Origin of the sequence: Ochrobactrum chromiisoli (assembly GCF_026241335.1) — a bacterium.
Classification (GTDB): domain Bacteria; phylum Pseudomonadota; class Alphaproteobacteria; order Rhizobiales; family Rhizobiaceae; genus Brucella; species Brucella chromiisoli.
This window is the reverse complement of record NZ_JAPHAV010000001.1, coordinates 1,111,581-1,138,182: the sequence shown is the minus strand read 5'-3', so window position 1 is coordinate 1,138,182 and position 26,602 is coordinate 1,111,581. Positions and strand designations below refer to the sequence as shown.

Genomic DNA, 26,602 nt, shown 5'->3' with positions numbered 1-26,602 from the left:
TATCACGTAGCCAGAGAACTTTCTCGGCGAGGCTGGCATGTGATGCCGACAGTCAGGAACGCTCGCGGTGCAGATCTGTATGCGGCATCCGAGGACGAAAGCATAGTTCTGCCCATTCAGTCGAAAGCGCTCAGTAAGCGAGACCCCGTGCCTTTGGGTGCTTCATTGGAAAATCTGCGGTCAAGATGGTGGATCATTACGATTAATGCAACGTCCGATCTACCTACGTGTTTTGTAATGACACTTGACGAAGTGAAGGCATCTGCGCATCGAGGTGTCAGCCCTAAAACCGAAAAGATATCCTATTGGCTTCAGCCAAAAATGTACTGCCTCGATGAATATAAAGAAGCTTGGCATCGTCTGGGTGATCCATCTGGGCTGTCACTAAAATCTCTACAATCGACTGCCGAATTATAAAATTTTCGGCAGTCGTCGCACTTTTTCGGCAGATTAGTGAACTGACTCTGGTGTATCTTCCGGAGTCGGCGCTGCCGATGTTTCTGACGCAAGTGTAATAGGTTGCTTGATACCGCCCGTGGATTTCCAGAATTCACCAACAGCATCCGACATTCCAGGCAGACCAAAGGCCTCACGGAATGCGGCTTCATCTTCAGATTGTGGGGTGATCGCGCCCGCACGGACTGCTACACCGTACTGTTCGACTGACGATGTCAGATCGTCTTTGACGACAGCAGGATAAAGCGGATACGCGACATTTATCTCGCGAGCACGACGCATATCTTCAGCATTTTCTGCATCAATATCTTCAGCATCTTCACCGAAACTAGCAGCCACTCGCTTGCGACTTGTGAAGCCATTTTCGACAGCTCTTACAAATGCCTCAATCTCTTGAACCGGATGAATATGTCCGCGAGCCGGAGCCATCCATTCCACATCGTACAAATCTTCGATGTCCTGACCTGCAGGCAGTGTCCAAAGACCATGAAGGACAGCATAAGAAAGGAACCGCTTCCAAACAGGAGCACAAAATTGGTTGACAAATAGGTGGTATTGGATGCTCTCGATGAAGCGCTGGGCTTCGAGCATCACAGCTCTGTAAGTGCGGTCATTGAGCTTCTCAAAATTCATCGTGATATGTTCGACGGCCAATCCCATGGCTACCGCGAGGCCAGATAAATGCTCTCGACGGAAGACACCATAATTAGCGTCAGACTGCGTTTGAGGCGCAAATTCGACATCCCAGTCCTCGGGCACGACTGCAAATGAACCGCGTTCGACGGCAACAAAATCGGTGCCGTTTTCGTCTGTTTCTGCTTCGAATTCTTCCGATGGCTCATCTGTCGAAAGTCGTGGTTTCTTGAAAGCGCCAGCGAATCCAGCTTGCGTAAGCTGCTTCTCGACTTGAGCTTCATCGCTAGTGCGAATTCGTTCAGTGATATTGAGCGCCGATGCTCCCCAAGGATACCCACGTGAATCTGATAGGCGCTCTGGCATATAAATATGTAATACGTCTTCAGCAGATACACGTTTAGGAATGAGTGACTGCTGACCGGTGCCTTGCCAATCCTTGGGATGAAAATCGTATAACCAGTAGCCAGATGGCCGCTCGATGCCGTCTCTTTCCACTCCAGATACGATCCAGTTGCCGTTTGGAGCTTGCATCGTGTAGTCGAGTGGCAAATGGTCGGCTTCTAGCATCTGAAGCTGAAAATTGATACCGCTGCGCATATCACCTTCGCGGCGTTCCCTGAATCGTATAATGGCTTCGCCGTCGCGTGGAATGACAAAACCAGCTACATATTGAAGACCATAGAAATCCATTCGGCCGCGAACGTCGGCCTCTTTCTGCCAACGATTCCAGAGTTTCAGAAGCGCTTTATCTTTGATGACGGGTTTGATCCCATAATGAACCACATTATTCGCAACCTGCCTGCAAGCCTGTCGATAAAAACTGTCATTGGCATACATCCAACGTGAGCGACGTCTGACTTTTTCGATTTCGGAATTGTATCCGTTAGGGCCGACGTCAACGGATTGTTCGATTGTTTTTGAATTTGAAGCTGCTTCAAAGAAGTGTTTAGCGGACTTGAAAATATTAGAAAAAATGGATGACCTGACACTGCGCACATGCGTGCTGATGCGTCTGGATTTTGGTGCTGAAGCGCGGGATTTTGCTTGCTGAGACATAGCTTAGTACCCCCGTTTCACGACGAAAGTGAGCAGCTTCACAGAAGGTTTCTTACGCTTGCCATCGAGTTCATCTAGTCGTGCATATAAGTGTGCGAGAAGCTTCTCGGCGTTTTCGAAATTGGTATATGAAAGGGATCCTCCAGCAGGATAGCTGATGCTCTGAGCCCCTGATGCAAGGCCTTCTTCAAGTGCAAGGATCGCATCCGTGCACTGCTCTCGCGTCCAAAATTTAAACAATCTCATTTTCCAAAATCTCCAAAAATATCCCAATTTTACCAACGTCTGGCTGTCGAGCTTACGACACGGCCGCCTTTCTTTTTCCGCTTGATCACAGGCTTCGGAACCTCCTTTGGCTCCTCGTCCTGTGTCTCTTCGGCACCTCGCCGTTGCGGTATTTCTGTCGTTTGTTCACCCTTTGTTCTCTGCTTATTAGAGGCTGTGGATAAACTTACGTCAGATGCGTCGTCCAGCAGTTCTCCGGTTTCCGGATCGTGCGGAGGTAGCACGTCTTCTATACCGAGCCGTTTAGCTGCAAGATTCAAGTTGCGATATTCGCGCACGGATGCTTGAAGACCGCAGAGAGCCGCATATGCGTACACGAGGCAGTCCCATTCTTCACCCGTCTGTGATGATTTCTTGCGCTGCCAGTGACGGAGACCTTTTTTGTCTATGTGCAATTTTTCAGCACTCAGGCCATCAAAATATGAATCTGGGATATCAGCTGGGAAAGTAGCGGAACCGGGGCCACGGATCGCAAGCATCCTGCCAATAGCATCTTTCGCAAGCTGTGTGTCGACCATATACCACGAGCTGCCATTTCGTGTGCTGCGCGAAACTTTACGTGGCCAGACTGAGGTTGAACGTTTCCCTTTGGCAATGTTGTTACCTTTCACAGCCCAAACACGTTTTGTCGAACGAGACTTCGCAAAAGCTTTTGTTTGATCGCCGTACGTGCCGCCCAGATCAATAGCAGACGCTGAAATCTTCATTTCCGTTCCGTCAGCTTTTTTAAATCGGCGATTAATAATTTCATCGAGTTCGTCGTCTGCGTCTGCATCGCCTGGTTCTCCGAGGATCACCTTATGCAAGATTAGCCGTGGCATGCGCTTCTTGTTCCAGCCAACAACGGACACTTCACGGCTAGCGATGCTGTCATGGTCGCCGCCCTTTAAGCCCTCTTTATTTGTCTGGGTGTCACCGCCAAGTGTCAACACAACGACGTCATCTGGAACCTCAGCACGATACGGAATACGAAGGCTTTTCAGGCTGTCAGTGTCGATAGCTTCGCCGCCCAGGTCATCCCACGGCTCAGCGAGGACGTTATTGATGAAGCGCTTCAGAAGTTCCGTGTCGCCTTGAGCATCCAACCATTGCTGGGCAAGAATCGTCCATCGTGCTTTCGGTGCTGATGAATGCCAAGCTGGCCAATGATAGCCACGGTGTCCAGGACGGTTAGGTATCGCAGTCGGTATAAACTCACCGTTTTCAACGATATCTTCCTTGTGATGCTCGTCTATGCGGCAACCTTCGGCCTCGCACTGGTACCACGCTTCTGTCACGTGTCCGTGTTCGTTCATATTCCAGCGGAATCCATAATCGGTTTTTGCCGTTCCCCATTTCAGATACTGGCTGGCACCGCAGTGCGGGCAAGCTACATGTAGGCGGCGTTGATCCGATAGTAGCCATTCACGCCATACAAGCGATGTATCTCGTGAAAGAGGTGTTGACCCGACCCAGAGCTTGGAATCTATGAACGCGGTACCACGGTCTCTGTACAGAGCGAGCTTATCAGCTTGTGATTTCTTTTCAGATCTCGGAAGCCAAGCGTCGGCATCGACTTCATCCGCCATCATCCATTGAGCCGATATACGGCGGAAGGCGTCATCGGATGCGGCACCGCGAAAATACAATTGCGACCCGTTGTTAAAACGATGTTCGTCCCATGTGTCTTGTACTTCTCCGCGAGATGGATAACGCCGAATGCCTGAAAGCACATCGTTGAAATGGGGTTCTATCTGGTCTTTGTAGTAGCCCTTCGCATCGTCATCGGTGGGCTGAGTCAGGATAGCTTTCAGCGCGAGGTAGCTGATGCCGTAGAAGAGCATGGCTTTTAGGAATGACGACCAGCCAACCTGCACCCCCTTTAGTACGGTGATCTGGTCAACTTCTGGATCAAGAGCATCAAGCGCGACAGGTCGCTGGAAGCCGTTCAGGCGCATGTTGCCTGGTCGAAAAGTGGCCTGTTTAGGAAGCTCAATGCTGTCAAAAATCCATTCCACAGGATCTTTAAACGGCGGAATTTGCAGGACATCGTTGCGTAAATCGTCTAGTGCTTCGTCAAAAATGATGGCACTTTCTGATAGATCCAGTTGTTCAAAAAGGGATTCATTCAGCATGCTGATCACCCTTCAGCTTGATGAAAATCTCTATCAACGCGGAGGGCTTTCAGTGCTGAACGCACTTGTTCGTCAGCTATTTCGCGAACTTTCTGCGCGACTTTTGTCTCTACGCGACCACTGATAGCGTCTGGAAGAGACATCAGACGGCTTCGGATTTCTGAATAATCTGCTGAAATTCTGTCGACAACGTGCGACACGCGGACAACGGTCTTCACTGCTTCAGCGGCTTCAAGCTCTGTGATAATGGCAGCGGCTACAGCTCGGCGTCGCTTGGCTTCTTCTTCTGAAGTTTTACCGTCGCTACCCAGAACACCAAGCTTTTCTACCGCTGAATCTGCGGCCCGCTTCTCTAGCCATCGGACGACTTCTGCAGTATCGAACGACCACGCTTTTCCAATATTTTTGTCGGCGGCTTCGACGTATGGAAGACCGTGCTTAAGCCAAGCAGAAATTGTATTACGGTCTCGATGTAATAATGTTGACAGCTCTTGAAGCGAAACGATCCGATTTTTGATAGCAGCGCGCGATGATGCTGAAATATTTCTAAAAGTGTCGTCAGTGCTGAAAGCTTCAGCATTCTCGTCGGCGGATTTCAGCACCGTGTTAGTTACTTTTTTTCTCGCCATAATTGCTCCAACAATTTTAAAACTCCTTGAAATTATTGGACTTCACGCGTCTGCAAGATTCTAGATTGGATTTGGGATGGATGAGGGGGTGATGATGATGAATGCTAAAAAAAAATTTCAAAAAGAGAGATAGGCTGCGGTCGCCAATTACCCGCATCCTTTCAGAATTCTTCAGGGTCCCATCGAATAAAATTAAATCTTCATTATATCTTTTACGGTAAGAGAAAATTTACCTGTTGAAACAAAGTATACAGCCATCCCAATTAAATTAACAATTAACCCTACAACACCAAAGCCAAATAGTGGACTTGGGTCAAATCGATAGTGATTTTCGATGTTAACTAAAACTGTAATCACGACACCAAGCACGTATAAAACATAAGCGAGGCAATAAATTACAGCGCTGACCCGAACTACGTATTTGTTAGGTTTGTTTTCCAAATCTATCGCCCCAAATCATGAATTCAAATGCAATTAAACAAAGAACTAATTTACCGCAAGACCAAGTTCGCGCAAAAATTGTGGCTACCGGAGAAATTTCGGCGTTCGAATTACTTCTTCTGAAAGTTCACGCCAGCTGCTTCTTGCAATTCCGCATTCGTAAAGAGATTGTAACCTTCCTTTGCGGCTTGCCGATGCTGATCAGCCCAATATTCGTTGCGACCTTTGTCATCTGGAGCCATGTCATACCATTCACCCCATTCGTTTATTTCGTATTCATCTTTGTGCTGCTTGATGTAATCGTCAGTTTTGTAAAGCATATCTAAGCAAGCGCTTCTGAACTCTGGACTGCAATCATACATTGATTTCATTTTTCCAGATAATCTCGCTGAAACAATGTCGTCAGGTGCAATTTTAGCCTTGTTAATGCCGATTTTAGCTGCATTCAGAAATACAAGCTTCTTGCCATGTTCGCCGCAATTCATCTTAGTATATACGTTGGGTGCGATTACGCGTTCTTCCTCGGTTTCAGGTTTGTTGAATCTCTCGACATCAATTCCACCTGCGTACCATGCACTCTGAGTTAAAGCTGCTAACACGATGTATCTATTTTCATCCTGATCATCCGAAATCATTTCGTATGATACCGATAGACGGTCATCTTCTTTCTTTGTCTCGTCACGATACTCTTCTAGCTTTGGAAAGAGCATGTAACAAGTCGATACACCATTCGAACATGTGCGCTCTGGAGATACGCGCCAAGTCAGAGACCCTTTATCCCATCGTTCGAGATAAAGCTTACTTTCCCAATCGAAGCCTTTTGTGCCGTAGAGATAAAAGTCGGCATTCTTTTTATTCTGAGCATGCCAAGCTGGCTGACCAGCTGGGCATTGAAAATCGGCATAAGAAGCTGAGACGGATGCAAAGAGAGCAACAATGCTCAAAGCGATTGTACGCATAAAATCCCCCAAGGTAGTCGCCATATAATAGCAAAGCCGATTGGGATTTCTATCTACACTTTCAGATGATTAGCCGCCGGCGGCAATGTCATAAAAAAGCCCCCGAAACGGAGGCTTTGGTTTTCGATGCTATATGACTTACGCGGTCACACCCGCGTATTCGAGAGCCTTCGCTTCAAGTTGCGATTTCTGCGCTTTTGAGAGCTTCGTGATGATGCTAGCGAGCGCGATAAGATTTGGATTGCCTTCGTCGCGCCCTTTTTTCATTAAATTAGCGAGAGCTTCGTAATCGAATTTGGCTTCTTCAAAAAGATCCGACATTGTGCCCCAGTTGCCGCCATTCTCTTTATAAAACTGGCCGAACGTCGCGATGATATCGTCATAATATTCTTGTTTTACAGACATATTAATTCCTTTCAGTATGCTGCTTACCATTAAATGCTGACCGAAATTTTCAGCGGCGGCAATACCGAAAAGCGATTTTTCTGAAAAATTATTAAACCATTGATTTAACGGGTATTTTTCGACATCTGACGATTCAGCTCGTGTGCAAAAGACTGCTGAGTAGCTTTCACGCGCAGAGCTTTAGTGATCTGTGCTTGATACTGATATCGAGGTTTGTAACGCGCGTGATCTGCTACGCTTAGCAGAGGCTTCAGCTGTTCTGTCGGACGAACAGATATGACGCCGGGAAGACGCTTGCGGGCCGCTTTTGACCGTTTTGGCCGTTGCCAATATCCTTTCACACCGCCCACTTCACCGAAGAAGATTCCTGGACGATTTCGAGATGCTCTGAAATACGCAAACGGTGAAGTATCTTGCCCCTGCGCGCGTGCGGCTTCTCTTTGCGAGCGAAGGGATGCACGCTTTGATTTTTCCTCACGATTCTGCTTGCTAAGCTGCTTGGGATAGCCCCACCGTATGTTGCCTGCCTTATTTTTCTTCGATCCGAAAACAAAAAGGTCAAAAGGCCCTGAGCCTGCATCTCCCGTTTTGCGAGTGCCGCCGTCGATCTGGAATTTCAGGTAGGCAGCTTGAGCAGGCTGGATTCGAACCTCGGCAAACATCGTCCCGAGTGAAGAATTTGGCTTCGCTTTTGACACGACGAAGCCACGCTCAGTGAAGGGGACTGAGCCGTCAAATGCTTCTTTTACGTGATTTTTCAGCGTTTTTTGGGCTTCGAATGCGAGACCATTTAGAAAGCCTGCGGCGGCTTTCGGGAATACAGATTTTTCAAGGTGGATCAGGGATTTTTGTAACGCTCGCTCGTCAAACTGGAAATCTAGTCTCATGCTAAAATATCTCGACTTAAAAATATGTCCGCACAGTAAACCCTGAAAACTGTGCGGACGTGGAGTATGCTCTATTACCAACTAACTAACACTGGATGGAAAGGAAAACATCCAGTGTTAATATATATTGCTTGCGTGAAATGTAAGTTGCAAGAGAAAATATAAAAATAAGTGAAAATAATTTATATCCGCTCTTCTAGTGAAGATACTCTATTACGTAGAACCTCTATATCAATCTCCAAACTTCTTATTCTACCTTCATAATTTCTGCATAAAGCTCGTAGCCCGCTATTTGAAGCATCAATTCTGTTTTCTCCGTTAAATTCGTAAAGCACTAGAGGATTATCTATTTCTTCATTGTGAAATTCAATAACTTCAAATAGACTATGTCTAAAATTACCCAAACTTCCATTTCTAAAATCATCTAAATTTTCCGGATTTCCAAATATATCAGCGCACAAAGATTCATCAAATCCAAATCCGAATTTTTTGACAAAATCGCTGCCGAATACTCTTCCGTACACGGACGGTACTGTATTTGAATTGATTATTTCATCGTCGATGAAATCTTCGAATATCAGCCACCACAGATTATGATTATATTTTACATGCTCGTATCTGTGCGCGTACCCTGTGCCATCACCGAAAATCGCTCTTGGAATTGAATAACCCACCTCATCAAAATGATATTCTAAAGACTGCCACGGATCATACATAGATCCGTTTATTTGGCTTCCTTCGACTGTCATTTTAGCTAATCGCATAAGCAATAAATTCAGTTCAGACGGATCATCGTTAAGTTCATCGAATTTCTGTTCCAAATTATTTAACCGCGTTGCTATAACAGCAGAATGAGCCGATTTTTGCATATCTATTCTCCTTATTTCAGAGAATAGCGTTTGCGAATGCTCTGCAAGATTCTAGCGTTTATTTGCTTATATCCGTCTCGAAGAGCATCGTCAGATTCAAGATTCATAAGTAGCAAGTAATGGGGGGACTACTTATTTTCTATATTCTCTGAGACGCTTATGAAAACGGCCTTTTTCGACAAAATGCTGAATTTCCGGGCGTGCTAGCAATGACATCCGACGACGCAGGACTTTGCTAGAAGCACCACGATCAAAACCGTCTGCATCCAAAATATCCAAAACACCCCGAATAAGTGCATGAAGCGCAGGTCTGAGGGTTTCTATTCGCTCGGCATCAACATGCGCTAAAAGAGCAACGCATGCCTGAGCAATAGCCGTATCTACGCGGTCAGCCTCTGGCTCTCCGCTTTGCACGAGCTTATTGCGATATTTTGCTTGACGCTGGGCCTTTGCAACACCTGCTGCACTCAAATTCACTGGACGCGGCATATTCAATCTCCTCTGTCTCTACGAGATGAGAATGAGATACGGCGTTGCAAGAAACTAGCCGACGCTAAATCCGCCGATGAATTTCGAACCTCGTCAAACGTCAAACGCTCGACACCGACGTGAGCATGCTCCGCTAAATCGCACTATCTACGACCGAAGAAAAAGGCTCTACCAGACTCGTGCGAAGCACCCCCCGCGAAGCGGCACGGGATAGTCTCAAAAACAAACCAAAAATCGACCGCCAACAGCTCTATTTAGAATCGTCAAAATCAGTGTTGACACTTTCGGTCTAAAACCGTTTGACGGTCTACGCTCGTCAACATTGTTTTTATGACAAGAATCCCGGATTGCGTTTAAATGACACGACTGAAAACCACGTCATATAGACGCCAAAAATGTTTAAATGACATGATTCCCAACTATGTCATCTAAACAATGTCACGACTAAATGACATGATCCGAAAACACGTCATCTAAACGTAGATAAACGCAAAATATGTTTATATGACACAACTCAAAAACATGTCATCTAAACAGTATCCATGACTAGATGACACGATTCCCAAGTATGTCATTTAAACAAAAACGTCTATATGACATGTTTTCAAACCATGTCATTTAAACGTCTTGACTTATTTGCGCCGATGAAATCATACTCAATACATAAGCCTTGAGACAATAATAATGACTAGATTTATACAACCCGAAACACGCGGCAATATAATAGAAGCAGTCTCTACGAGATCACTTACAAAGATAGCACCGGAAAGCCCTAGACCGCTGGAAATGCTCGACGCAGTAGAAATTACATCAGCAGACATCTTAACCGCCGACGATGCCGCACTTCACGAGCTACTGATATCTGCTGCTTATGAAGCTGATAAAGATATGGCCAGCGATTTCACGTCTCTGCCCGTCGCAACAGCCTTAAAATTTCTCGGAGATCACGCTCGCAGAGACGCTCTGAAGGTCTCCATGAGACGTTTGATGTCTACAACCGTATCTTACGGCACAAAGAAGACACGTCGCTTTGAAAACGTACCCCTCCTTTTCAGCTGGCTCGAAAGTACTGAAAAAGAAGACATCATCAGATACAGCCTACCTGAGCCAATCCGCATACTGATGCGCGAGATGCCCGCATATGCTTATCTCGAACTCGCGCCTATCAGCCAGATGAAATCTAAATATTCGGTACGCTTATATAGAGTGCTTGCCGCAGCGGCTGCTCGTGAAAAATGGACACCACATGGACAAAACAAGGTTATCGTATCAGCGAGCTTGGAAGACTTGTTTCAATGGACTGGATTTCCAGCTGATAAAGACGGAAGCATGAGCTTTGGTAAATTCCGTCAGCGTGTCCTGAGCGATTTAGACAAAGAGCTGGCAACAGTTAGACGCTTTGGACTGCGTGTTGAAGAAATCAGGAGAGAAGGCCGTGGTCGTCCGCTGGAACGTGTCGATTTCCATTTGAACCTCCGCGCACCATCTCATCACATGACGCGTGCAACTTTCGAACCTGGTGAACATAAGCAGCGCCATATAGGCGGCGTGGACGCTTCGGATTACCGCGTGAATTCAAATATCTGGATCAAAGCCCAAAACGAATTCTGGCGTATCCAGAAGCGCCCTCACGATGTTTACTTTTCGGCTTGGCAGGTAGCTCTTCAAGAAGCACTGGACAAGGCTCCAGTGTCACCGTGTTACACGACGCGCGAGTATCGCGGACAGCGTTTGCTCAACGCTATTGCAACGCTCGGAGCTGATGAAGCAGCCTTCAAATTCTGCGCTGAAGAAGTCGCCAATCCTGACATTATTGAACACAATTCTCCATCGTTGACTGTCGATCATGAAGACGCTGAGAGTGCCAGAAAAGCCCGAATAGAAGCATCAAAAAACGTTCAGACGAAGAAACCCGCTTCTAATAGTGAACGTAACGACCAGTTACGGGCGGTTCCGTTCACCAAGCCCGCGTTCAACAACATTCAGCCAGCATCTGCTGAAGTATCCTATATCGAAGAAGAGGCACTTGACATCGATATAAGCGACATCGACGTCGAGATGCTCAACGATTTGATATCCAGTGATGAACCACAGGTTTTCAAAAAGTCAGTAATCGAAACCAAGGTTGATGAACCTGTCGAATTCGAACCTGCAGAAATTGAAGACGATTTTGGCGTAGACGATATTGCTTCGGCATTTTTAGCAGAAATAATCGCGGACGATGAAGAAGCACCGGTATCAAAGCTGGACGGTGTAAAAGAAATTATTTGGTCAGCGGATGATGAACTTGATGAAGAAGAAATAAAAGATCAAGTGTTCCCTATTTTACAAAATTATTATTTCGATGAACATGATCACACACATCGAATAAAGTTGACTATCAGATGGTGGAATTGGGGAGCTGTAGTTGAATCTACATTCGGTGTTCTTCCTGTTTCTCAGAGAGATATCGATGAGATTTCTCGAAGACTTGATAACGAACGCGTATTGCATGAGACTTTAAATTTAGAGGAGTATATAAGATGACCAATGAATTATCTGAGCCACGTATCACATTTATTGATGAAGATGGATCGACGGTAGAGAAGAGCGAACTCGATGGACGAGTGCTATATAGATTGACGACATATAAATCAGCTGAATCTCAAAAATTAGAAATAGAGCAGCCAAAATACATCGTCGAAAAAGCGCTTGTGTTGACTTACAAAAGCTCATGCTGGCAGTCATGGGCTGATCTTGAAAAAGAGTTTATCAATGAGATTTATCAGAAATACATTGCACATAATGAAATAAAAGGTGATCTATACGAGCTTGTTTTTTCTTCATCTGATAAGAATTATTCATTTAAATCGCCTACAGGTCTTATGATACCTGCTGATCTAGGCTTACTTCAAGAGATAGATGATTTCCTGAAAGTTTCACACAAAGATGTTTATGAGAATTGGACGTTAAAACACAATTTCGATTGCATATCAGTGTCGAAAGACGCGCCGCCTTCAAAGCCGCGTATCGGTGAAAAAGACCCCGGCATAAATCCAATCGACATCAAAACTGTGCCTGAAAATTTGCGCTTCATGTGTACCGAAGGCTTCAAAGATCAAGCACGTCAATTTTACGATGCTTTAAACCGTATTTTTCCATCGTCTGATAGGGCTTGGGTTCGAAAATACTATGTAGAAAAGCTTGATACGTGGTCTCATATAGCTCGTGCAGATAAAGCTATCGGCGGTTTGATAAAAGATACGATGTCTACCATTGCTGAAAATCCCCATTTTCCGACTTGGTGGAAGTCGTTCGGCGTATGTTTGATGCGCGGAAATCCTCAGGGAGTAATAGATAGCTGCCAGCGCGTCATCAATTACAACGGCGATAAGAAGGTTTTCATCGAAAAAGAAAGCGACCACGATTCAAGCACGATGGCATACTAATAATACTTGAAATAGGAATGAGATCCTAGTATATGATGGTCTCATCAACGACATTGTTGTCCGATTTCTTCGGCCATAGGTGTCATTTCCGAGGCGTAAACAAATGACGAGGTTCCTTCTCTCGATACGAATAACTGCATGAAAGGCGACAGGCTAACTGCCCGTATTCATTGCATAATCGTACTAGAAAGGAACCTAAAATGAGTTACGTTCAAAAGACTTATATTGCAGATACGCACTTCGGACACGAAGCAATCCTCGGTCTCTGCAATCGACCATTCTCTTCAGTAAATGAAATGGATGACTTCCTCGTCGACGCGTGGAATTCAGCCGTCAAGCAGACCGATATTGTCTATCACCTCGGCGATTTTTCCTTTGGCGGCCCTGCGCACGCTAAGGCTATTTTTAGACGGCTCAATGGTCGCAAAATCCTGATCTTGGGCAACCATGATGTCGACAGAGACGGCAACGTTTTATCACATCTCGCAGAACTGGACTGGGATCAGGAACCCACGCACGCACTTGTCACTTCTGACGGCGGCGAACGGGTCTTTTTATCTCACTATGCTCATCGCGTTTGGCCTGCATCAAATCGCGGGTCTGTCCATTTCTACGGCCATTCCCATGGAAAGCTGGACGCCGTAGGCATGAGCCGAGACGTCGGTGTCGATCTGCCTGATATCGCTTATACGCCGCGAACTTTTCAGCATCTTAAAGCCAGTCTTCCTGCCGTGACCGCTTTCGCCACGGCCTGACTTCAGCCGTCGACATTATTTTTCGCGGACTACGCATGCACATGCCAGCTCCCCAGAGTTTTTCTGGGTCGAGCGCTCAAACAAGGAGAAACCCATGAACAGCAAGGATAAAGAGAAGCCACGCTTCGGCGCTGAAGTCGCAAAAGAATTGGATGCTCATGATCAGCATCATGACATTCTAGATGCGATTAATCTCCCCGATGACGACTTTGCATTTCCTGATGAGAATGATTCCGCAAATGAGCAAAGCAATTTTTTTGATCCTGTAATCGAAGATTTCAAAGTCGGACTTCTGTATGAAATTTTCTCTGAAAGTGTGTGCGCGCACTCAGATGAAGCTCGCGCAAAATTTTTCGATGCTAGTGCATCCTGCACTTTTATCCTGCGTGCTGAAGAGCAACAAATCGACCTGTTTAACGCCGGAATTGAAGATGTGCTCGAAGGAAATTTCAAGCAGCAGTACCACGGTAATCGACCTCAAAAAACGACTACTCTGAATTTTGAAAATTATGCAGAAGGCTCTCTAAAAAACGCAACGGATCTTCTGAGTCATATTTTCGATTACACGCGCGTCTTTATCTACGCGCGTCCAGATCACGCTGTTTACAGCGAGATTCATCAGCTTGTTGACGCTGATATCGAGCTTAAACTCACGCCATCCATCCTTGAGAAATCTGTCAAAAAATACATCGATCCGAACTTCTTTTTGCCAAAGGAAATCGGCCAACAACTCGTGAAGATTCCACTTTTCACGTTGATGAAAATCTTCTCAAAAGATCGTTCAACTGGCCAGAGCGTCATGATGGTACGCACGTATTTGAACGTCGGAAAGAGCGACGGAATCGCGAAAACCAAAGGCGATTTCCGACCGGAAAATGATGGCCCCACACTCGATGATTTGCATGGTTTAGGGGCCGCTGGCGACTGGGGTCGTGATCTCGCAATCGACCTCGCTGATTGGAAATCTGGTGAAATTTCATGGTCAGAAGTCGACAAAGGCATCCTGCTTTTTGGTGCTCCCGGTACCGGAAAAACCACGTTTGCGTCAGCTCTTGCACGCACATGCGGCGTCAAAATTGTAATGACATCGTACGCGCAATGGCAATCTAAAGGACACCTCGGCGACTATCTGAAAGCCATGCGTGCGAGCTTCGCAGAAGCCCGTAAAAAGGCACCATGTATCTTATTCATCGACGAATTCGATAGCGCAGGCGACCGAAATTCGGGGGCTTCTGGCAATGAATCTTACGACACTAAAGCGATTAATGGCTTGCTCGAATGCTTGGACGGCTCTGAAGGGCGTAAGGGTGTAGTTGTAATTGCGGCTACGAATTTACCTTCCAAAATCGATCCCGCGCTCAGACGCCCCGGCCGTCTAGATAAAGTCATTGAAATCCCGCTTCCAGATGCCCCGGCACGTGAAGGAATCCTGAGATATCATCTGAAAAATGATCTCGAAGGCGTTGATCTTGAACCCGTGGTCAGCAGGACAAGTGGCATGGCTGGCGCGTGGTTAGAGTCGCTCGTACGCAATGCTAGACGGACAGCTCGACGTGCGCGTCGTGATCTGAAGCTAGAAGATTTGTTGGCAGCACTTCCAGCTCGCACGCCGATGCCTGCAGAAGCCTTAGCACGATCCGCAGTTCACGAAGCCGGACACGCAATAATTGCAATTGAGTATGAGAAAGAGATCGATTACGCGGAAGTTTGCCGCGAGGTTTTGACAGATTCAGGTGAATTTAACGGTGGTTGCGTAGCAATCATCAGACCACCATCAGAGATTTATCTACGTACAAAAAGCCAAGTTTTGACGATGGTTCGTCATCTGCTCGGCGGTCTAGCAGCCGAAGAAATCGTTTTCGGTGATAAGGGTGATGGCGGATGGTCAGACTTGAAAGAAGCAACTTTTTGGTGTGCACGCATGTGGCTGTCTACAGGTCAGCAGGATCAACTCATTTTTCTTGCAGAAGCCGAGGTTGACCCTGTTTTGTCAACACTGAAGAGCCGTCCTGACGTCCAGAAAAAGGTTGAGTCGCTTCTTCAAGAGTGCATGTCTGAAGTCAAAACCATCATCGAAAAACGACGTGATAATGTGCGGAAACTCGCGAATACACTTATCGAACGAGGTCGGCTAACGGGTGATGAAATCACCCAGCTTTTGAAGTCCAAAACTCGGCTTCGGCTGCTCAAAAGCATGCAGAAACCGGAAGAATTATTTGAATTCCCGGAGGCGTATTATGAGTGCGCTTGAGCAAAAATGGCGATGGCTCTGCGTCGAGTGTGACACCGAAGGTCAGGGTTGGAAGCCAGAAAGATGCCCAACCTGCGGACTGACAGATAGCTGGTACATGAATAATAGCTGCGCGGACGATCCGCGCACTATGACGCAGATTTTGGCAGATGACATCTTTGAGCATCTGAAAGATAAGAAAATTGGGAAATAGAAGGGGCTTGAGAATGAAGAATATTGCAATTGTTACGGTTGCATTTTTGTCGCTGAGTGCAACCGCGCAGGCTAGTGATTTGTCAGGACATTATGCAAGCAGCGGAACGTGTTCTAACACGGAAAAAACGCAATGTTGGATTGAGGTAAAAGATAAGAAGAATTCTCTCGTAATCAGACATGTAGTAGCTGACCGAATGAATTCCAGCAAAGTATTGTGTTCGACTAAAATTGTCGCCACAAAAGAAGACACTTCAACGGCGGTCGAACAGCAATATTCGGGGCGAATTGGCAAAGACGGTGTTTATGTAAGACACTGGCCCCAGCTTGCTCAGATTAACTTGTATGAAGGTAGACTGAATAAGAAAGTATGTAAAAAATATAGCTATATGTACGAATATGGGATGATTGGCGACTGATGACCAATGAATCTGAAAAAGACAAGGTCGATATCCTCGACCTCTTAAACGACGGCATACGGACACTCGAAGCTCAGAAAGTTAGAGAAGAAGAGGCGTTTGCGGTCTTGGATGAACTCGATGACTATCTACAAGGAAAATCTCCTGCAGATATACATGAGACCGCACCGCTCAAACTCGAAGATGCAATATGTCTGCCGGAGCTTCAGGGGTATTTTGCTATTGAACCGACGCTCCGGACACCATCAGAATCAATGTCTATAAAGACATTGAGAAAAGCCATAGCGGATGGTCATCTTGCCGTCCTTCGTCCGAATACAAAGAACCTTTACGTGACCAGAAAAGCTATCAAGGAGTGGCTAGAAAGTTGTCAAGACCCCGCAAAACTGCGCATCTCAAGCTCAGGAAGGAACGACGTGATGCCGCAGGGCGGGTCACACACAAAGCCGTCTATTTCGTCTACGACGACGACAAACAGTACAGCACTGGATGCGGCGTTGACGACCTTGGCGGCGCTGAAAGGTTCCTCCAAGCATACCTGACAAAGAAGCATTCTGAACAGGTTCTTAAGGGCACGCCTCAGAAGACGCCCGCGCACGAGATGCCGATTGCGGATGTCGTCAACCATTATATTCACGACATCAGTCCACGCTTGGAAAGCAAGAAAAAGCAAAAGCGCGACTTTATCAAGCGAATGGAAGCGATCCTGGATTTTTGGGGTCGCAAACTTGTATCTGACATTAACAAGCGCAGTTGCGAGGAATTTGCAACTAAACATGCAGCATCAACGACTCGACGCATGCTCGAAGATCTGCGCGCTGCTGTTCAATTAGCCATCGGCGACGACGTTATGGCTGATGCTCGGATCAATTTTAAGCTTCCAGCGCCTCAAAAGTCTCGTTACGGCTTCTTCACACGCGATCAAGCCGCGAAAGTACTCTGGGCGTTCTACCGAAAAAAAGGGACGTATTCGTACACTGGAAAGCGAGCGAAAGCAGAAAACCGTGGTGTTACAATAACGACGAAGGCCCGCCCGACACGGCACATCGCTCGATATTTCCTGACTGGTATTTACACAGGGACGCGCACCGAGCGCATGGAAGAAGCCTCATTTATCAAGGAAGAAGGCCGTCCGTGGATCGACCTCGAAAACGGCATCTTCTACCGTTCATGGGAAGGCGAGATGGTGCCATCTAACAAGCGAGCCGACCCCATTCGCATCCCCATGCGGTTGCTCGCGCATATGCGCCGGTGGCATAAAAATGGTGCTAGATATCTGGTGGAACGCTCTGGAAAACCTGCAGGCTCGACAGCTAAGGCTTTCTTCAGCGAATTAAAAAAAGTCATTCCTGACGACGTCGAACGTAAAGACCTGAATCGGCATGCCATGCGCCACACGGCCGCGACATGGCTCATGCAAGGCGGCGGTAATACCAGTGATATCGCTGGTTACCTTTCCATTGACGAGCGGACCCTGAAAAAACATTATGGGCATCACCATCCTGATCACCAGGGCGACATCGATGGATTGTTTACGACTGGTAAAGCTGGGCGCATTCGTTCGCGTAATGCGAAGAAAATTCAGGTTCCGACTGCTACTTCGGTATCTTCTTCAACATCTGAAGCCGATGCTCATCGCAGAGCTATTCGTGATATGCTTGATCTCGTGGATGCACCTTTTGAGATCTATCCTATCGTTGAGCAGACACCTGATTCAGATATTGCGATGCTCCGGGAGAAGGTCAAAAGAGCGGGTTCTAGAAGAGACTGGAGCAGTCTGCTATGATAGATTTGTCATTCATTTTCTGGAAATCTGGGAAGTGATTGACAAGGCGAATACCGCCACGAACCGCCAAGATTTGCCAAGAAATCAACGGAACACAGCGGGAACGAACGGGAACCAACGCGGAAAAAAGCTAATATAAATCAACGATTTAAGCTTCAACCGCCACGTTTACACCGAAGATGTCGGGAGTTCGAGTCTCTCATCGCCCACCACTTACCTCCTTGAAAACATTGATATAATTTACCAAGAGCCTCGCGGCTCTTTTTTGTGTTTTTCACCTAGCAACAGGCTAGCAACTACACAAAAGCTAGCGACACGTCCGTGTCTGCATCCTGCAAAGCTCGACTTCCTTATTTATCCCGGATTTTCGACCCAAATCACTTGGCGAAGCATTTAGTTAGTGAAAACGGTCGAATCGTATTCGATGTTTTTATTATCCGCGGATCCCGCAATTTTCCCGAATATCCTATTCACGAAATTCGTGAGTGAGAAGCAATAAAGCTAGCAACAGTTGCTAGGTTTCGTGGACAAAGGTTGACATGGGGCTCAGCTGTTGATTCATGGCTGTCTTTCAGAGGCGGCCTTGGGCGATCATCGGAGAATTTCTGCCACCTGAAAGGGCGCGCGGATGCCATACAGCGCAGGACAACCGGCTGTATTTCGGGGCATGATGTGGATTGCACGAACTGGATCACAGTGGCGTCACCTGCCCGACGAGTATGGCAAATGGGACAGCGTCTTCTGGCGCTACCGGCGCTGGGTTTCGACAGGTGTGTTCGAGGTGATGCTGGAGACGCTGGCGGAAATGGTCGAGCAAGACGTCACCCCGACACGATCAATAGCACCGTGGTCCGAGCACATCATTGTGCAGTCGGCATAAAAAAGGACTCACGAAACCGACTTCCATTTGCCATAGCGTTCGTGCATGTCACGCCACGGACACGCTGTCGAAGACCTGCTTCATACTCTGCCTAGTTTGTAACCTTAAACTTTTGCTTCGTTATCCAGTGACGACGAGCGGAATTGTGTTTGAAAGGCTGCGGCTTGCCCCAAATTCGCAGCAAGTCACGACATTACAAGCCGATACTGTAGGTGCTCTGAAACAGAAATGGCATTCATGCACCAACGCCGCGCAGTGATGTGGACCTGCGCACTGGCATGCCTGAAATTGCAAAGCCACCCGCAATCAGCTCACCTCATCCGTTTTCACCTACAACTTATGACAGTTTATGCCGCGGTGTTATTGTGTTTCCATTTATGAGACGAGACGAACGGACAGGGTGGTATGCGAGGCAAGGAATGCAATCTGCATATTCAATCCGAGCAAAACGTCTTGTTGCCAAATTTAAGCTGCTTGTTTTTTTAAAGGTAGTTTAATGGACGAAGAACTATTCAATATTCTGCGAGATGCTGAGGCTCCATTTGATCCTGAGATGGCTCGTGCATCGGAAATCATTGACAGAGACGTGGCTAATTTTCATGCGCGCGACCAGGCAGCCCGACCCCAGGCACATATTGCCATTGACAGAGCCTCGGCCGATCTACAGGACGGTGTTCACGCACGCATGCGTGAGCCCTCGCCGGTTCATGAAGGTGCTGGGCGGGCCTCGCGACAAGCCGCATTCCCACATCAGCGCAGAGTAGAGCCTTACGCCCGCCCAGGGCCAGTCGCGCCTCGCGTTCCTGAAGCTCTGAACTATGGTCCGCCAAGGTTGAACCCTGTGCCAGAAGATATACGACAAAGAGTAGAAGAACGGGACAGTAATTCGACATTAATTGATGTTGCGAAAGATTATAACTATAATATGTCAGTGACCGCAGATGAAACGCATGACAGAATTATAGAAGTTCCCGTCGTTCGCCGTGGAACTAGATATTATGTTTATAAAGACAGAGATTTTTCCGTACAAGTTGGTGGGGATCCATATAGATGGGACAGATGGAGATATATTAGACGTGGGCTTGGAAATAACGGGGCAGGTTGGGAATCAATTCAAACGGGCCGGAGCATTACTGGAAATGATGTTATACGGCCTAGGCAGCCAGGTGGTGACTATATAATCACCTTAGGACGTCGTCTTTAATCAATCTGGGAGGGCGTTATGTTTGAAAACGGGTGATGCCTTAATTTGACAAGCATCGTACCCCTCGCCTTGGCGATAAAAGCTATAGATTGTTTATGGTTTGTAAGCTGACCGCGTCGCTGGAATGGGGCGTTTGTCCCTGTGGGCGTTCGGTGCATGAATACCATTTCTGTTTCAGAGTTCCGCAGCATTGGCTTGTAGTGTTGTGACTTGCTGCGAATTTGGGACAAGCCGCAGCCTTTCAAACACAAATCCGCTCGTCGTCACTGGATATCGAAGCAAAAGTTTAAGGTTACAAGCTGGACAGAATATGAAGCAGGTCTTCGAAAGCGTGGCTGTGTTACGTTTTGGATCAGTGAAGCCACTATAGTCGGGCCGACTGCGCCCCGGCGTAAGACGCGCTCTGAACAACGTTGTCCCGAGCCATTGTGTTGCGAAGTCCTGAGCCTCTTTTATACTTTCAATGATGTGCTGGTCGAGCCATTCGTGTCGAACAGTTCGTTTACCGCTTGTCACTTCATTGAGAATGACACTCGCAGGCCGCTGTTCTTCAGATTGGCATTACCCGGTGCCACGCCAACGAGTTTCGATGTACCAAGCTCGCCATTGTGACTGTTGAGGATCAGACCGGGCGTGCCGGCATTAAAGTTGCCCTATTTATTATACGACAGTCCCTATCCGCTGGGCGTCACAATATCAACGAGTGGAACACCGCTTGGTGCAGCTCCTATGCCGGACTGATTGCCAATCGGTGCATTGACATCAGGTGTCAGTTGCCGTGATTGCAGTAAGACAGGCTGAAACACCAACAACCCGCTAAGTAGGCTGCCAACGCCTTTGCTGGCAAATGCGGCAGGATCAAACCAGCGATGTATCCACTTGGTTCCCTTGGGAAAAGCGGATACATGCGAGAAATATTGGCGGCATGCAAAATTCCTCGTGGCCGACCCTGCCTAATAATAACAATTAGATGATTGAAATTAATCTACTTGGCTCTAAGAATGACAAATGCTTCTCCGCCATTTGGGTCATGCATAAAAATCAAAGGAACTCCTTGAATTTCTGCTGTAAAAGGAACCTTGCTTCCGGACATGCCTTTTCCTGTGACCGATGAGACAGTCGCAATAAAGGCCTTACGCAAAGCCAATCTGTTTCCAGAGTATTTGGCTGTCGTCACGGCACATTCGTGGTTGGGCTTTATCTGAGCAGAAAGGGAATTGTCTGCAGACATTCCCGCTTTGCCTTCGCCAAGCTCAATAAAATCCTGAACACCAAAACGCCTAGCAACTGCCACAGCGTTGGAGAATGAGGGGGCAGTATCCAGACATATCGCCTTGAAAGCTTTTAGTCCGGCATAATCCTGAAGCTCTTCCTTTTGAGATACATTTGCTGGCGCGCCCGAAGAACCAACTGAATTGCACCCCGTTAGACCAGAAGCAATGAGTGTAACCAATGTAAATTGGAAAAACTTCTGAAGAATTAAAGTATATTTTTTTAATATATTTTTCATTTTTCGCATCCTCTTGTGATCTCGAAGCTATTGAAGAAACATTGCATGATTAAACTCTCAAACATCACCTTTTAATCCCTGGATTTTACGGACTGCCCGCTGCCGGGATTATCGAGTTTTTTGTAAACTTCGGTCAGTTGGGATTTTGGTGCCGCACATTTCTTGGTGCGAGCAATGTCTTCGAGAACCTTGTTGCGATTGCGCAGCGCATCAATCTCCACCTTCTCAGGTGACTTCGGATCCATGAAAAACAATGCGGGAAGGAAGAATACGCCTGCGGCTCCCAGAACGATATTCTTGCCCTGCGCCTGACTGCGTTCTTTCAGCGTAACCGTTATCTGCCGCTCATTTGCAGCAAACTCGCGGGAAATCCCCGCACAATCAAAAGCGCTATCGGTCGGATTGGTTATTGCTATAGGTTTTGCTTCACGACCACCACAGCCTGCAAGGACGACAGATGTTCCAAGCAATGCAAATAACACAGCACGTTTCATTTTGGACTTCCTGATCTAGCATATAATTTTATTGATTAATAAATTTGCTGGCTGATACGTCACTGAGGCGTCAGCCAGACTTTTACTCCCTGCGTGAAGTAAGCAGCTAGCTTCTCCACAAGATGCTGCTGGCTCTTTGTGGTCGCTGCATTCACAGCCATGGCAATAGGAATAGCCAAACCACCTCCCTTGTAGCCAATATCTGCACCACGACTTTTCGGATTAAACGCTATCAGTTGGCGCGTGCGTGCATCTTCCAACCTGACTTCTGCTTCAACAGTGCTATCTGTAGACCTAAGTACGCGCCCTTGCTCGGACGCAAGATCAAGATGGGTGACAGTGACGATCAATCGAGCCGGGCGAGTTCCACCTGGATAGCCGATAAGCTCTCGCTTCAGTTCTGAAATAAGAGCGGCCCGTACCATCTCTGCCTGCCGATCAACCGTCAGTCCATTCATAAGAGGCACCGTACTGACGACTTTGGGTTCAAGCTGCACTTGTACTTCCGATACGCGGATACCTTGCAAAGCAGCTATCAATTGCGGATCACGCTTTGTCGTGACACACCCAGCAACAACAATGCTCAATGCGACCACAGTCATGGTCGCAACAAAAAGCCGTTTAAGTTTATTAATCGTAATTGCCTCAAAATTTGCCATAGTTCCCCCTGATCACACATCACCACTGCTGCGATGTGCTGACGAAAAACAAATCCTTGCCGTTGGTATCGGCCGTACTCTTGATGATGGGTGAATAGCCGATATCGGCATTAATATTGCCATCCGCCAGACGCGTTGCCACAGTCCAACCAGAACCATCGCCACCTTCAATTCTAAATCGCGCCTGTTCAAAACATGGTCATAATCAACGCTCGCATAGGGCGGCAATTCGCTGAGCCGCCTGGTCAGGAGTTCACTGCCCTTCCAAGGCAACGTGCGCCATGTGATCTCATTGCGGGTGAAGAGACCGTTAGTTGCCATTCCGCGAGAGCCCTGGTGACGCCCTTCAACGAAAATTTGAGAATGATGTTCTGGCCGTTCATCAGGCGCAGCCGCGCCTCACCTGCAGACCCTTTTTGCAAATCACTCAGCATTTTCTGATCAAGCTTTTGCTGCGCCCAGCATCCAGCATGATTGCAATTGCGGTAAGGGATCGTGACGACATTTTTGCCATTGGCAGCCAAACCAAGACCAATTGGCAGCACAGCATTCAACGGCACAAGTGCGGTCAATAACGGCTCATTGCCGGAACGCTTCTTGCCGGCTTCGGATGCGGTCTTCGCAATAGCCAGTGTGAGAGCTTTCCCGTCAGCGGCTTTGACTTCAGCGAAACGATAAAACCTGCCATCAAAACGCTTTGACTCAATGGCAGGCGCTTCCTTTTTATCCATGGAGTCAGCTGCTTCCTGCGCCTGTGCGGGAACGAAGCTCGATATTAAAATTACTACAGCGCCACCCAAGGGAGCCCAATTCATACCAAATTGCATTTCAATACGCCCCCGATTGAACTATGCATACGTTAGTTGCCGAATTGTCAGATGTTTCTCGCGCCCCACACGCAAAACAACAACGTTGCAACCAGAATAATATGATGCCGGATGCGCAATTTCCCCCAACATGTCAAGACGCATCAGGGATATTAACAGGCAGGCTAAACTTTTGTCTAAGAAAGCAGGGGCGTTCGAAGCCCATAAAGCAGCCAGTAAGTGATAAAGGCTGTATCAAGATGACACGCGTTCCCAATCGTTTAGTCTCAAAATGTGTAGCTATTCGATGCGCACAGCGGCCGCGACAGCGCTGCATGGGTTGATGCTGTCGCCGGAATGCAAGGTAAGTACTTCCTAACAGATGATCTTTACTTCAGTGGCTGGGGTGTCGTGGGTGCGGGGCAGGCAAAAATGGATTGGGATTTTGCTGGAACACTCGGATACCAGTTCAAGGACAATCTATCTGCCGTTGCAGGTTATCGCGCGCTCGGTGTCGACTATAGTCAAGATAGTTTCGTTTATGATGTAATTCAAAAAGGGCCGATACTTGGGCTGGCAGTGCATTTCTAATATGGTATCGAGATTAGAAAGAACCATTGAAATCGAAGTCAAACCAACCGTTTATTGACCGCTTTTTATTTATCGGCTGAAAAGCCGTCATTCTCCTTCCGGGACACGCCTCTAATAAAAGCATTTCCCAGCAAACCCGTGCAGCCGTCCCAAGCTTTCAACAGCGTTCAAAGTTCACGCGACCCGAACATTCTCATAAGGCATTGACCTTAAAGTGATCATGCTCCGGCAAGGATGCAGCACATATTTGACAAGGAGGCGTAATTAAAGGGCAGACCAGTTCCTTCTAGCCCAGACAAACCGCCTCAACCACGTTAATCATGTTTTTTTTGTTTGAGCTCATTCTCATAGCTTAAAGGTCGATAAGTGTTTTGATCGCGTCAGCAACTAACGATAAAGCCGGCCCAAGTGGGTCTACCAGATCAAAATGATCAATGTCCGCAGGTTCCATTAAACGGATGATGTCTCCGCAAGCGCGCGCTTTCTCAGCGTAGACTCGGGTCATTTCCCGTCGCCAATCGTCTTCCAGTGTTCCTGCGATCAATATTTGCGGGATTTTAAACGGCAAGAGACATGCAGGGGACGTTTCTGTGAAAAGCTCAGCAACCTGGCTAGAATGAATTCCTAGCAAATCATGGATATCCGTTCTGCTTCCCCTCGTGAGAGAATGTTCAAGGTCATTCACACCGCCGAGTGAAACGACCCCTTTTAGAGCTATTGGATCAGCAGAAAAAGTCAGTGAATTTAATGGTAAATTGCCCCGCCCCGCCAACCACAGAGCAAGATGACCACCGGTGGAATGGCCTACAGCAATAACTTTATTGATGTTCAAGGCGTATTTAAGCGCGAGATTTCGCAGGTGGTCGGCAGCCAAGCCGACATCTTGGAATGTTCCCGGATATCCACCATTCCGGTTGCCGAGGCGCCGGAACTCGATGTCCCAAGTGGCAACTCCAGTTTCAGTCAGCGCCTCGACGAAAGGCGTTGCGTAATCCTTGCTCCAATCTGCCAGCCATCCGCCGCCGTGCACAAAGATTACAACTGGAAAGCCGCCAGCTGGGGGTGTTTTTTTTGGCAGTCGGAGGTCAGCAAACTGCACCGGGCTTGCTTCTCCATAACGGATCCGGGCGTCCGGAATTTTCCTCGGAAGCGAAGCAGCCAAGAGGTGAGGATGCGGATGGCGAGCAACTGGACGAGAGGTCATTCATCACCTTTTGGCCTAGGGTCGGCGTTAGACGCGTAAAAGCGAACGCGCCGTCGGTGGAAAGAAATTGGTCGAAAGCGAAGCTCTCAAAGAGCACCTTTGTTCGACCGATAACGCGCGAGCCAGTGAGCATACGGGGCGGGCAACGTCCAGGCAGGGTTTTCTTCTCCTAGCGCCATCGCGAGTTGATAGGGGTAGTGAGGGTTCGCAAGCATAGCGCGGGCCATCATGACCACATCAATTTGATCGTCCGCTATTGCTTTTTCGGCATCGCCCGGCGCATCTAGCACCCAAGCCGAGCCGACAGCAATACCTGCTTCGGAGCGTATACGCGAAGCGAACGGAACCAGAAACGCCGGTCCCCATGGTACCTTGCCCACCGGAGCAGAGAAGCCCATGCTCGTGCTTAGAAGATCGAGACCGCCCTGCTTAAACTGCTTTATAAGGCTGATTGACTGAGCGAGCATTTCCTCGTCATGACCATCAAATTCCACGATACCGAAACGCACGGTAAGTGGCAGGTTTTCGGGCCAGACATCGCGAACGGCTGCTAATGTCTCAATAAGGAAACGATTTCTTCCGGCCTGATCTCCACCATAGGCATCTGTCCGCTGGTTTGAATAGGCCGAGTAGAAACTGGAGGCCAGATAGCCGTGTGCAAAGTGAAGTTCGAGCCATTCAAAACCCGCCTCCTTCGCACGCCTTGCAGCAGATACAAAATCCGCTTTAACGCGTTCAATATCCGAAATTGACATCTCTTTCGGCACTTTGGAGAGACCACCACCGAAGGCAATCGGAGATGGTGCGATTGTCTCCCAGCCACGAGGATCGTCTGTTGGAATATGATCGTCACCTTCCCATGGAAGGTTGGCGCTTGCCTTGCGACCCGCATGTCCGATCTGTATCCCGGGAACAGCGCCTGCCGCCTTGATCAGAGCCGCGACCTTTGCCATGCCTTCGGTCTGCTCGTCTTTCCAAAGTCCGGTGCAGCCGGGCGTGATGCGCCCTTCAGGCGATACGGCAGTTGCCTCGACGATGACGAGACCGGCCCCACCACGAGCAAGACTCGCGTAATGTGCAAAATGCCAGTCGTTCACAAAGCCATCGCGTGCCTGATACTGACACATAGGAGCAACGGCGATACGATTGCGCAGGCTGACGTCTTTTAGTTGAAATGCAGAAAATAAAGCTGACACT

Annotated in this window: 25 protein-coding genes and 2 pseudogenes; 11 read left to right on the top strand and 16 right to left on the bottom strand. The window is 47.7% G+C overall.

Annotated features, from left to right (window positions below; translation table 11 throughout):
* Nucleotides 1-450: 450 nt before the first annotated feature.
* The 9 genes from OPR82_RS05520 to OPR82_RS05480 all read right to left on the bottom strand — a co-directional run bounded on the left by OPR82_RS05520 (nt 451) and on the right by OPR82_RS05480 (nt 9,232).
* Nucleotides 451-2,148, bottom strand: a complete 1,698-nt coding sequence (locus OPR82_RS05520) for a phage portal protein (RefSeq protein WP_265983493.1) — start codon at nt 2,146-2,148, stop codon at nt 451-453.
* Between the two features lie 275 nt (nt 2,149-2,423).
* A complete protein-coding gene (locus OPR82_RS05515) occupies nt 2,424-4,547 on the bottom strand; it encodes a terminase gpA endonuclease subunit (protein WP_265983492.1) in 2,124 nt (707 codons plus the stop codon).
* A 5-nt stretch (nt 4,548-4,552) separates the two neighbouring features.
* Nucleotides 4,553-5,176: a terminase small subunit gene (locus OPR82_RS05510; protein ID WP_265983491.1), complete on the bottom strand. Its 624-nt coding sequence runs from the start codon at nt 5,174-5,176 to the stop codon at nt 4,553-4,555.
* A 192-nt stretch (nt 5,177-5,368) separates the two neighbouring features.
* The gene (locus OPR82_RS05505) at nt 5,369-5,617 is read right to left on the bottom strand and encodes a hypothetical protein (RefSeq protein WP_265983489.1); all 249 of its coding nucleotides are present in this window, start codon (nt 5,615-5,617) and stop codon (nt 5,369-5,371) included.
* 110 nt (nt 5,618-5,727) lie between these two features.
* On the bottom strand, nt 5,728-6,576 hold the full coding sequence (locus OPR82_RS05500) for a hypothetical protein (protein ID WP_265983488.1): 849 nt from the start codon (nt 6,574-6,576) through the stop codon (nt 5,728-5,730).
* Nucleotides 6,577-6,714: 138 nt separating this feature from the next.
* Nucleotides 6,715-6,981 (bottom strand): hypothetical protein, encoded by a 267-nt coding sequence (locus OPR82_RS05495; protein ID WP_265983487.1) that lies wholly within the window; start codon nt 6,979-6,981, stop codon nt 6,715-6,717.
* 104 nt (nt 6,982-7,085) lie between these two features.
* Nucleotides 7,086-7,868 carry a hypothetical protein gene (locus tag OPR82_RS05490; RefSeq protein ID WP_265983486.1) on the bottom strand — a complete coding sequence of 261 codons (783 nt, stop codon included), beginning with the start codon at nt 7,866-7,868 and terminating at the stop codon, nt 7,086-7,088.
* A gap of 182 nt (nt 7,869-8,050) precedes the next feature.
* Nucleotides 8,051-8,737, bottom strand: coding sequence for a hypothetical protein (locus tag OPR82_RS05485; RefSeq protein WP_265983485.1), 687 nt, complete (start codon nt 8,735-8,737; stop codon nt 8,051-8,053).
* Nucleotides 8,738-8,869: 132 nt separating this feature from the next.
* Nucleotides 8,870-9,232, bottom strand: coding sequence for a hypothetical protein (locus OPR82_RS05480; protein WP_265983484.1), 363 nt, complete (start codon nt 9,230-9,232; stop codon nt 8,870-8,872).
* 780 nt (nt 9,233-10,012) lie between these two features.
* On the opposite strand from OPR82_RS05480, the gene OPR82_RS05475 reads away from it, so the two are divergent.
* From OPR82_RS05475 to OPR82_RS05430, 10 genes and pseudogenes are all read left to right on the top strand, one after another.
* Complete coding sequence (locus tag OPR82_RS05475; protein ID WP_265983483.1) at nt 10,013-11,752, top strand: RepB family plasmid replication initiator protein; 1,740 nt, start codon at nt 10,013-10,015, stop codon at nt 11,750-11,752.
* Nucleotides 11,749-12,654: a hypothetical protein gene (locus tag OPR82_RS05470; RefSeq protein WP_265983482.1), complete on the top strand. Its 906-nt coding sequence runs from the start codon at nt 11,749-11,751 to the stop codon at nt 12,652-12,654. Before OPR82_RS05475 ends, OPR82_RS05470 begins: the two co-directional genes overlap by 4 nt.
* A 200-nt stretch (nt 12,655-12,854) precedes the next feature.
* Nucleotides 12,855-13,409 carry a metallophosphoesterase family protein gene (locus OPR82_RS05465; RefSeq protein WP_265983481.1) on the top strand — a complete coding sequence of 185 codons (555 nt, stop codon included), beginning with the start codon at nt 12,855-12,857 and terminating at the stop codon, nt 13,407-13,409.
* 94 nt (nt 13,410-13,503) lie between these two features.
* Nucleotides 13,504-15,660 carry an AAA family ATPase gene (locus OPR82_RS05460; protein ID WP_265983480.1) on the top strand — a complete coding sequence of 719 codons (2,157 nt, stop codon included), beginning with the start codon at nt 13,504-13,506 and terminating at the stop codon, nt 15,658-15,660.
* Complete coding sequence (locus OPR82_RS05455; RefSeq protein ID WP_265983479.1) at nt 15,647-15,853, top strand: hypothetical protein; 207 nt, start codon at nt 15,647-15,649, stop codon at nt 15,851-15,853. The genes OPR82_RS05460 and OPR82_RS05455 overlap by 14 nt, the downstream gene beginning before the upstream one ends.
* Nucleotides 15,854-15,866: 13 nt before the next feature.
* On the top strand, nt 15,867-16,271 hold the full coding sequence (locus OPR82_RS05450) for a hypothetical protein (RefSeq protein ID WP_265983478.1): 405 nt from the start codon (nt 15,867-15,869) through the stop codon (nt 16,269-16,271).
* On the top strand, nt 16,271-16,813 hold the full coding sequence (locus OPR82_RS05445; RefSeq protein ID WP_265983477.1) for a hypothetical protein: 543 nt from the start codon (nt 16,271-16,273) through the stop codon (nt 16,811-16,813). The genes OPR82_RS05450 and OPR82_RS05445 overlap by 1 nt, the downstream gene beginning before the upstream one ends.
* A gap of 59 nt (nt 16,814-16,872) precedes the next feature.
* Complete coding sequence (locus OPR82_RS05440) at nt 16,873-18,057, top strand: site-specific integrase (protein WP_265983476.1); 1,185 nt, start codon at nt 16,873-16,875, stop codon at nt 18,055-18,057.
* Nucleotides 18,058-18,685: 628 nt separating this feature from the next.
* Complete coding sequence (locus OPR82_RS05435) at nt 18,686-18,937, top strand: transposase (RefSeq protein ID WP_265983475.1); 252 nt, start codon at nt 18,686-18,688, stop codon at nt 18,935-18,937.
* Nucleotides 18,938-20,360: 1,423 nt separating this feature from the next.
* Nucleotides 20,361-20,552: pseudogene (locus OPR82_RS05430) on the top strand (IS5/IS1182 family transposase); the annotation flags it as partial.
* Between the two features lie 574 nt (nt 20,553-21,126).
* Here the strand turns inward: OPR82_RS05430 and OPR82_RS05425 are convergent.
* The 5 genes from OPR82_RS05425 to OPR82_RS05405 all read right to left on the bottom strand — a co-directional run bounded on the left by OPR82_RS05425 (nt 21,127) and on the right by OPR82_RS05405 (nt 23,535).
* Nucleotides 21,127-21,651 carry a hypothetical protein gene (locus OPR82_RS05425; protein WP_265983474.1) on the bottom strand — a complete coding sequence of 175 codons (525 nt, stop codon included), beginning with the start codon at nt 21,649-21,651 and terminating at the stop codon, nt 21,127-21,129.
* Nucleotides 21,652-21,722: 71 nt separating this feature from the next.
* The gene (locus OPR82_RS05420) at nt 21,723-22,145 is read right to left on the bottom strand and encodes a hypothetical protein (RefSeq protein WP_265983473.1); all 423 of its coding nucleotides are present in this window, start codon (nt 22,143-22,145) and stop codon (nt 21,723-21,725) included.
* Between the two features lie 59 nt (nt 22,146-22,204).
* On the bottom strand, nt 22,205-22,804 hold the full coding sequence (locus tag OPR82_RS05415) for a hypothetical protein (protein WP_265983472.1): 600 nt from the start codon (nt 22,802-22,804) through the stop codon (nt 22,205-22,207).
* A gap of 19 nt (nt 22,805-22,823) precedes the next feature.
* The gene (locus tag OPR82_RS05410; protein ID WP_265983471.1) at nt 22,824-22,946 is read right to left on the bottom strand and encodes a hypothetical protein; all 123 of its coding nucleotides are present in this window, start codon (nt 22,944-22,946) and stop codon (nt 22,824-22,826) included.
* Between the two features lie 103 nt (nt 22,947-23,049).
* A complete protein-coding gene (locus OPR82_RS05405) occupies nt 23,050-23,535 on the bottom strand; it encodes an invasion associated locus B family protein (RefSeq protein ID WP_265983470.1) in 486 nt (161 codons plus the stop codon).
* Between the two features lie 399 nt (nt 23,536-23,934).
* Between OPR82_RS05405 and OPR82_RS05400 the strand changes: the two are divergent.
* Nucleotides 23,935-24,201: pseudogene (locus OPR82_RS05400) on the top strand (hypothetical protein); the annotation flags it as partial.
* A 352-nt stretch (nt 24,202-24,553) separates the two neighbouring features.
* On the opposite strand, the gene OPR82_RS05395 reads toward OPR82_RS05400, so the two are convergent.
* The gene (locus tag OPR82_RS05395) at nt 24,554-25,405 is read right to left on the bottom strand and encodes an alpha/beta hydrolase (RefSeq protein ID WP_265983469.1); all 852 of its coding nucleotides are present in this window, start codon (nt 25,403-25,405) and stop codon (nt 24,554-24,556) included.
* Nucleotides 25,406-25,491: 86 nt separating this feature from the next.
* Nucleotides 25,492-26,601, bottom strand: a complete 1,110-nt coding sequence (locus OPR82_RS05390) for an NADH:flavin oxidoreductase/NADH oxidase (protein ID WP_265983468.1) — start codon at nt 26,599-26,601, stop codon at nt 25,492-25,494.
* Nucleotide 26,602: the final 1 nt, after the last annotated feature.

What these genes read in the sequence shown, in the direction of transcription:
- OPR82_RS05405 (WP_265983470.1), bottom strand. Translation starts at nt 23,535, where the DNA reads ATGGATAAAAAGGAAGCGCCTGCCATTGAGTCAAAGCGTTTTGATGGC.
- OPR82_RS05395 (WP_265983469.1), bottom strand. Translation starts at nt 25,405, where the DNA reads ATGACCTCTCGTCCAGTTGCTCGCCATCCGCATCCTCACCTCTTGGCT.
- OPR82_RS05420 (WP_265983473.1), bottom strand. Translation starts at nt 22,145, where the DNA reads ATGAAACGTGCTGTGTTATTTGCATTGCTTGGAACATCTGTCGTCCTT.
- OPR82_RS05450 (WP_265983478.1), top strand. Translation starts at nt 15,867, where the DNA reads ATGAAGAATATTGCAATTGTTACGGTTGCATTTTTGTCGCTGAGTGCA.
- OPR82_RS05485 (WP_265983485.1), bottom strand. Translation starts at nt 8,737, where the DNA reads ATGCAAAAATCGGCTCATTCTGCTGTTATAGCAACGCGGTTAAATAAT.
- OPR82_RS05500 (WP_265983488.1), bottom strand. Translation starts at nt 6,576, where the DNA reads ATGCGTACAATCGCTTTGAGCATTGTTGCTCTCTTTGCATCCGTCTCA.
- OPR82_RS05520 (WP_265983493.1), bottom strand. Translation starts at nt 2,148, where the DNA reads ATGTCTCAGCAAGCAAAATCCCGCGCTTCAGCACCAAAATCCAGACGC.
- OPR82_RS05425 (WP_265983474.1), bottom strand. Translation starts at nt 21,651, where the DNA reads ATGAAAAATATATTAAAAAAATATACTTTAATTCTTCAGAAGTTTTTC.
- OPR82_RS05490 (WP_265983486.1), bottom strand. Translation starts at nt 7,868, where the DNA reads ATGAGACTAGATTTCCAGTTTGACGAGCGAGCGTTACAAAAATCCCTG.
- OPR82_RS05455 (WP_265983479.1), top strand. Translation starts at nt 15,647, where the DNA reads ATGAGTGCGCTTGAGCAAAAATGGCGATGGCTCTGCGTCGAGTGTGAC.
- OPR82_RS05495 (WP_265983487.1), bottom strand. Translation starts at nt 6,981, where the DNA reads ATGTCTGTAAAACAAGAATATTATGACGATATCATCGCGACGTTCGGC.
- OPR82_RS05510 (WP_265983491.1), bottom strand. Translation starts at nt 5,176, where the DNA reads ATGGCGAGAAAAAAAGTAACTAACACGGTGCTGAAATCCGCCGACGAG.
- OPR82_RS05460 (WP_265983480.1), top strand. Translation starts at nt 13,504, where the DNA reads ATGAACAGCAAGGATAAAGAGAAGCCACGCTTCGGCGCTGAAGTCGCA.
- OPR82_RS05440 (WP_265983476.1), top strand. Translation starts at nt 16,873, where the DNA reads ATGCCGATTGCGGATGTCGTCAACCATTATATTCACGACATCAGTCCA.
- OPR82_RS05465 (WP_265983481.1), top strand. Translation starts at nt 12,855, where the DNA reads ATGAGTTACGTTCAAAAGACTTATATTGCAGATACGCACTTCGGACAC.
- OPR82_RS05415 (WP_265983472.1), bottom strand. Translation starts at nt 22,804, where the DNA reads ATGGCAAATTTTGAGGCAATTACGATTAATAAACTTAAACGGCTTTTT.
- OPR82_RS05470 (WP_265983482.1), top strand. Translation starts at nt 11,749, where the DNA reads ATGACCAATGAATTATCTGAGCCACGTATCACATTTATTGATGAAGAT.
- OPR82_RS05435 (WP_265983475.1), top strand. Translation starts at nt 18,686, where the DNA reads ATGCCATACAGCGCAGGACAACCGGCTGTATTTCGGGGCATGATGTGG.
- OPR82_RS05515 (WP_265983492.1), bottom strand. Translation starts at nt 4,547, where the DNA reads ATGCTGAATGAATCCCTTTTTGAACAACTGGATCTATCAGAAAGTGCC.
- OPR82_RS05475 (WP_265983483.1), top strand. Translation starts at nt 10,013, where the DNA reads ATGCTCGACGCAGTAGAAATTACATCAGCAGACATCTTAACCGCCGAC.
- OPR82_RS05445 (WP_265983477.1), top strand. Translation starts at nt 16,271, where the DNA reads ATGACCAATGAATCTGAAAAAGACAAGGTCGATATCCTCGACCTCTTA.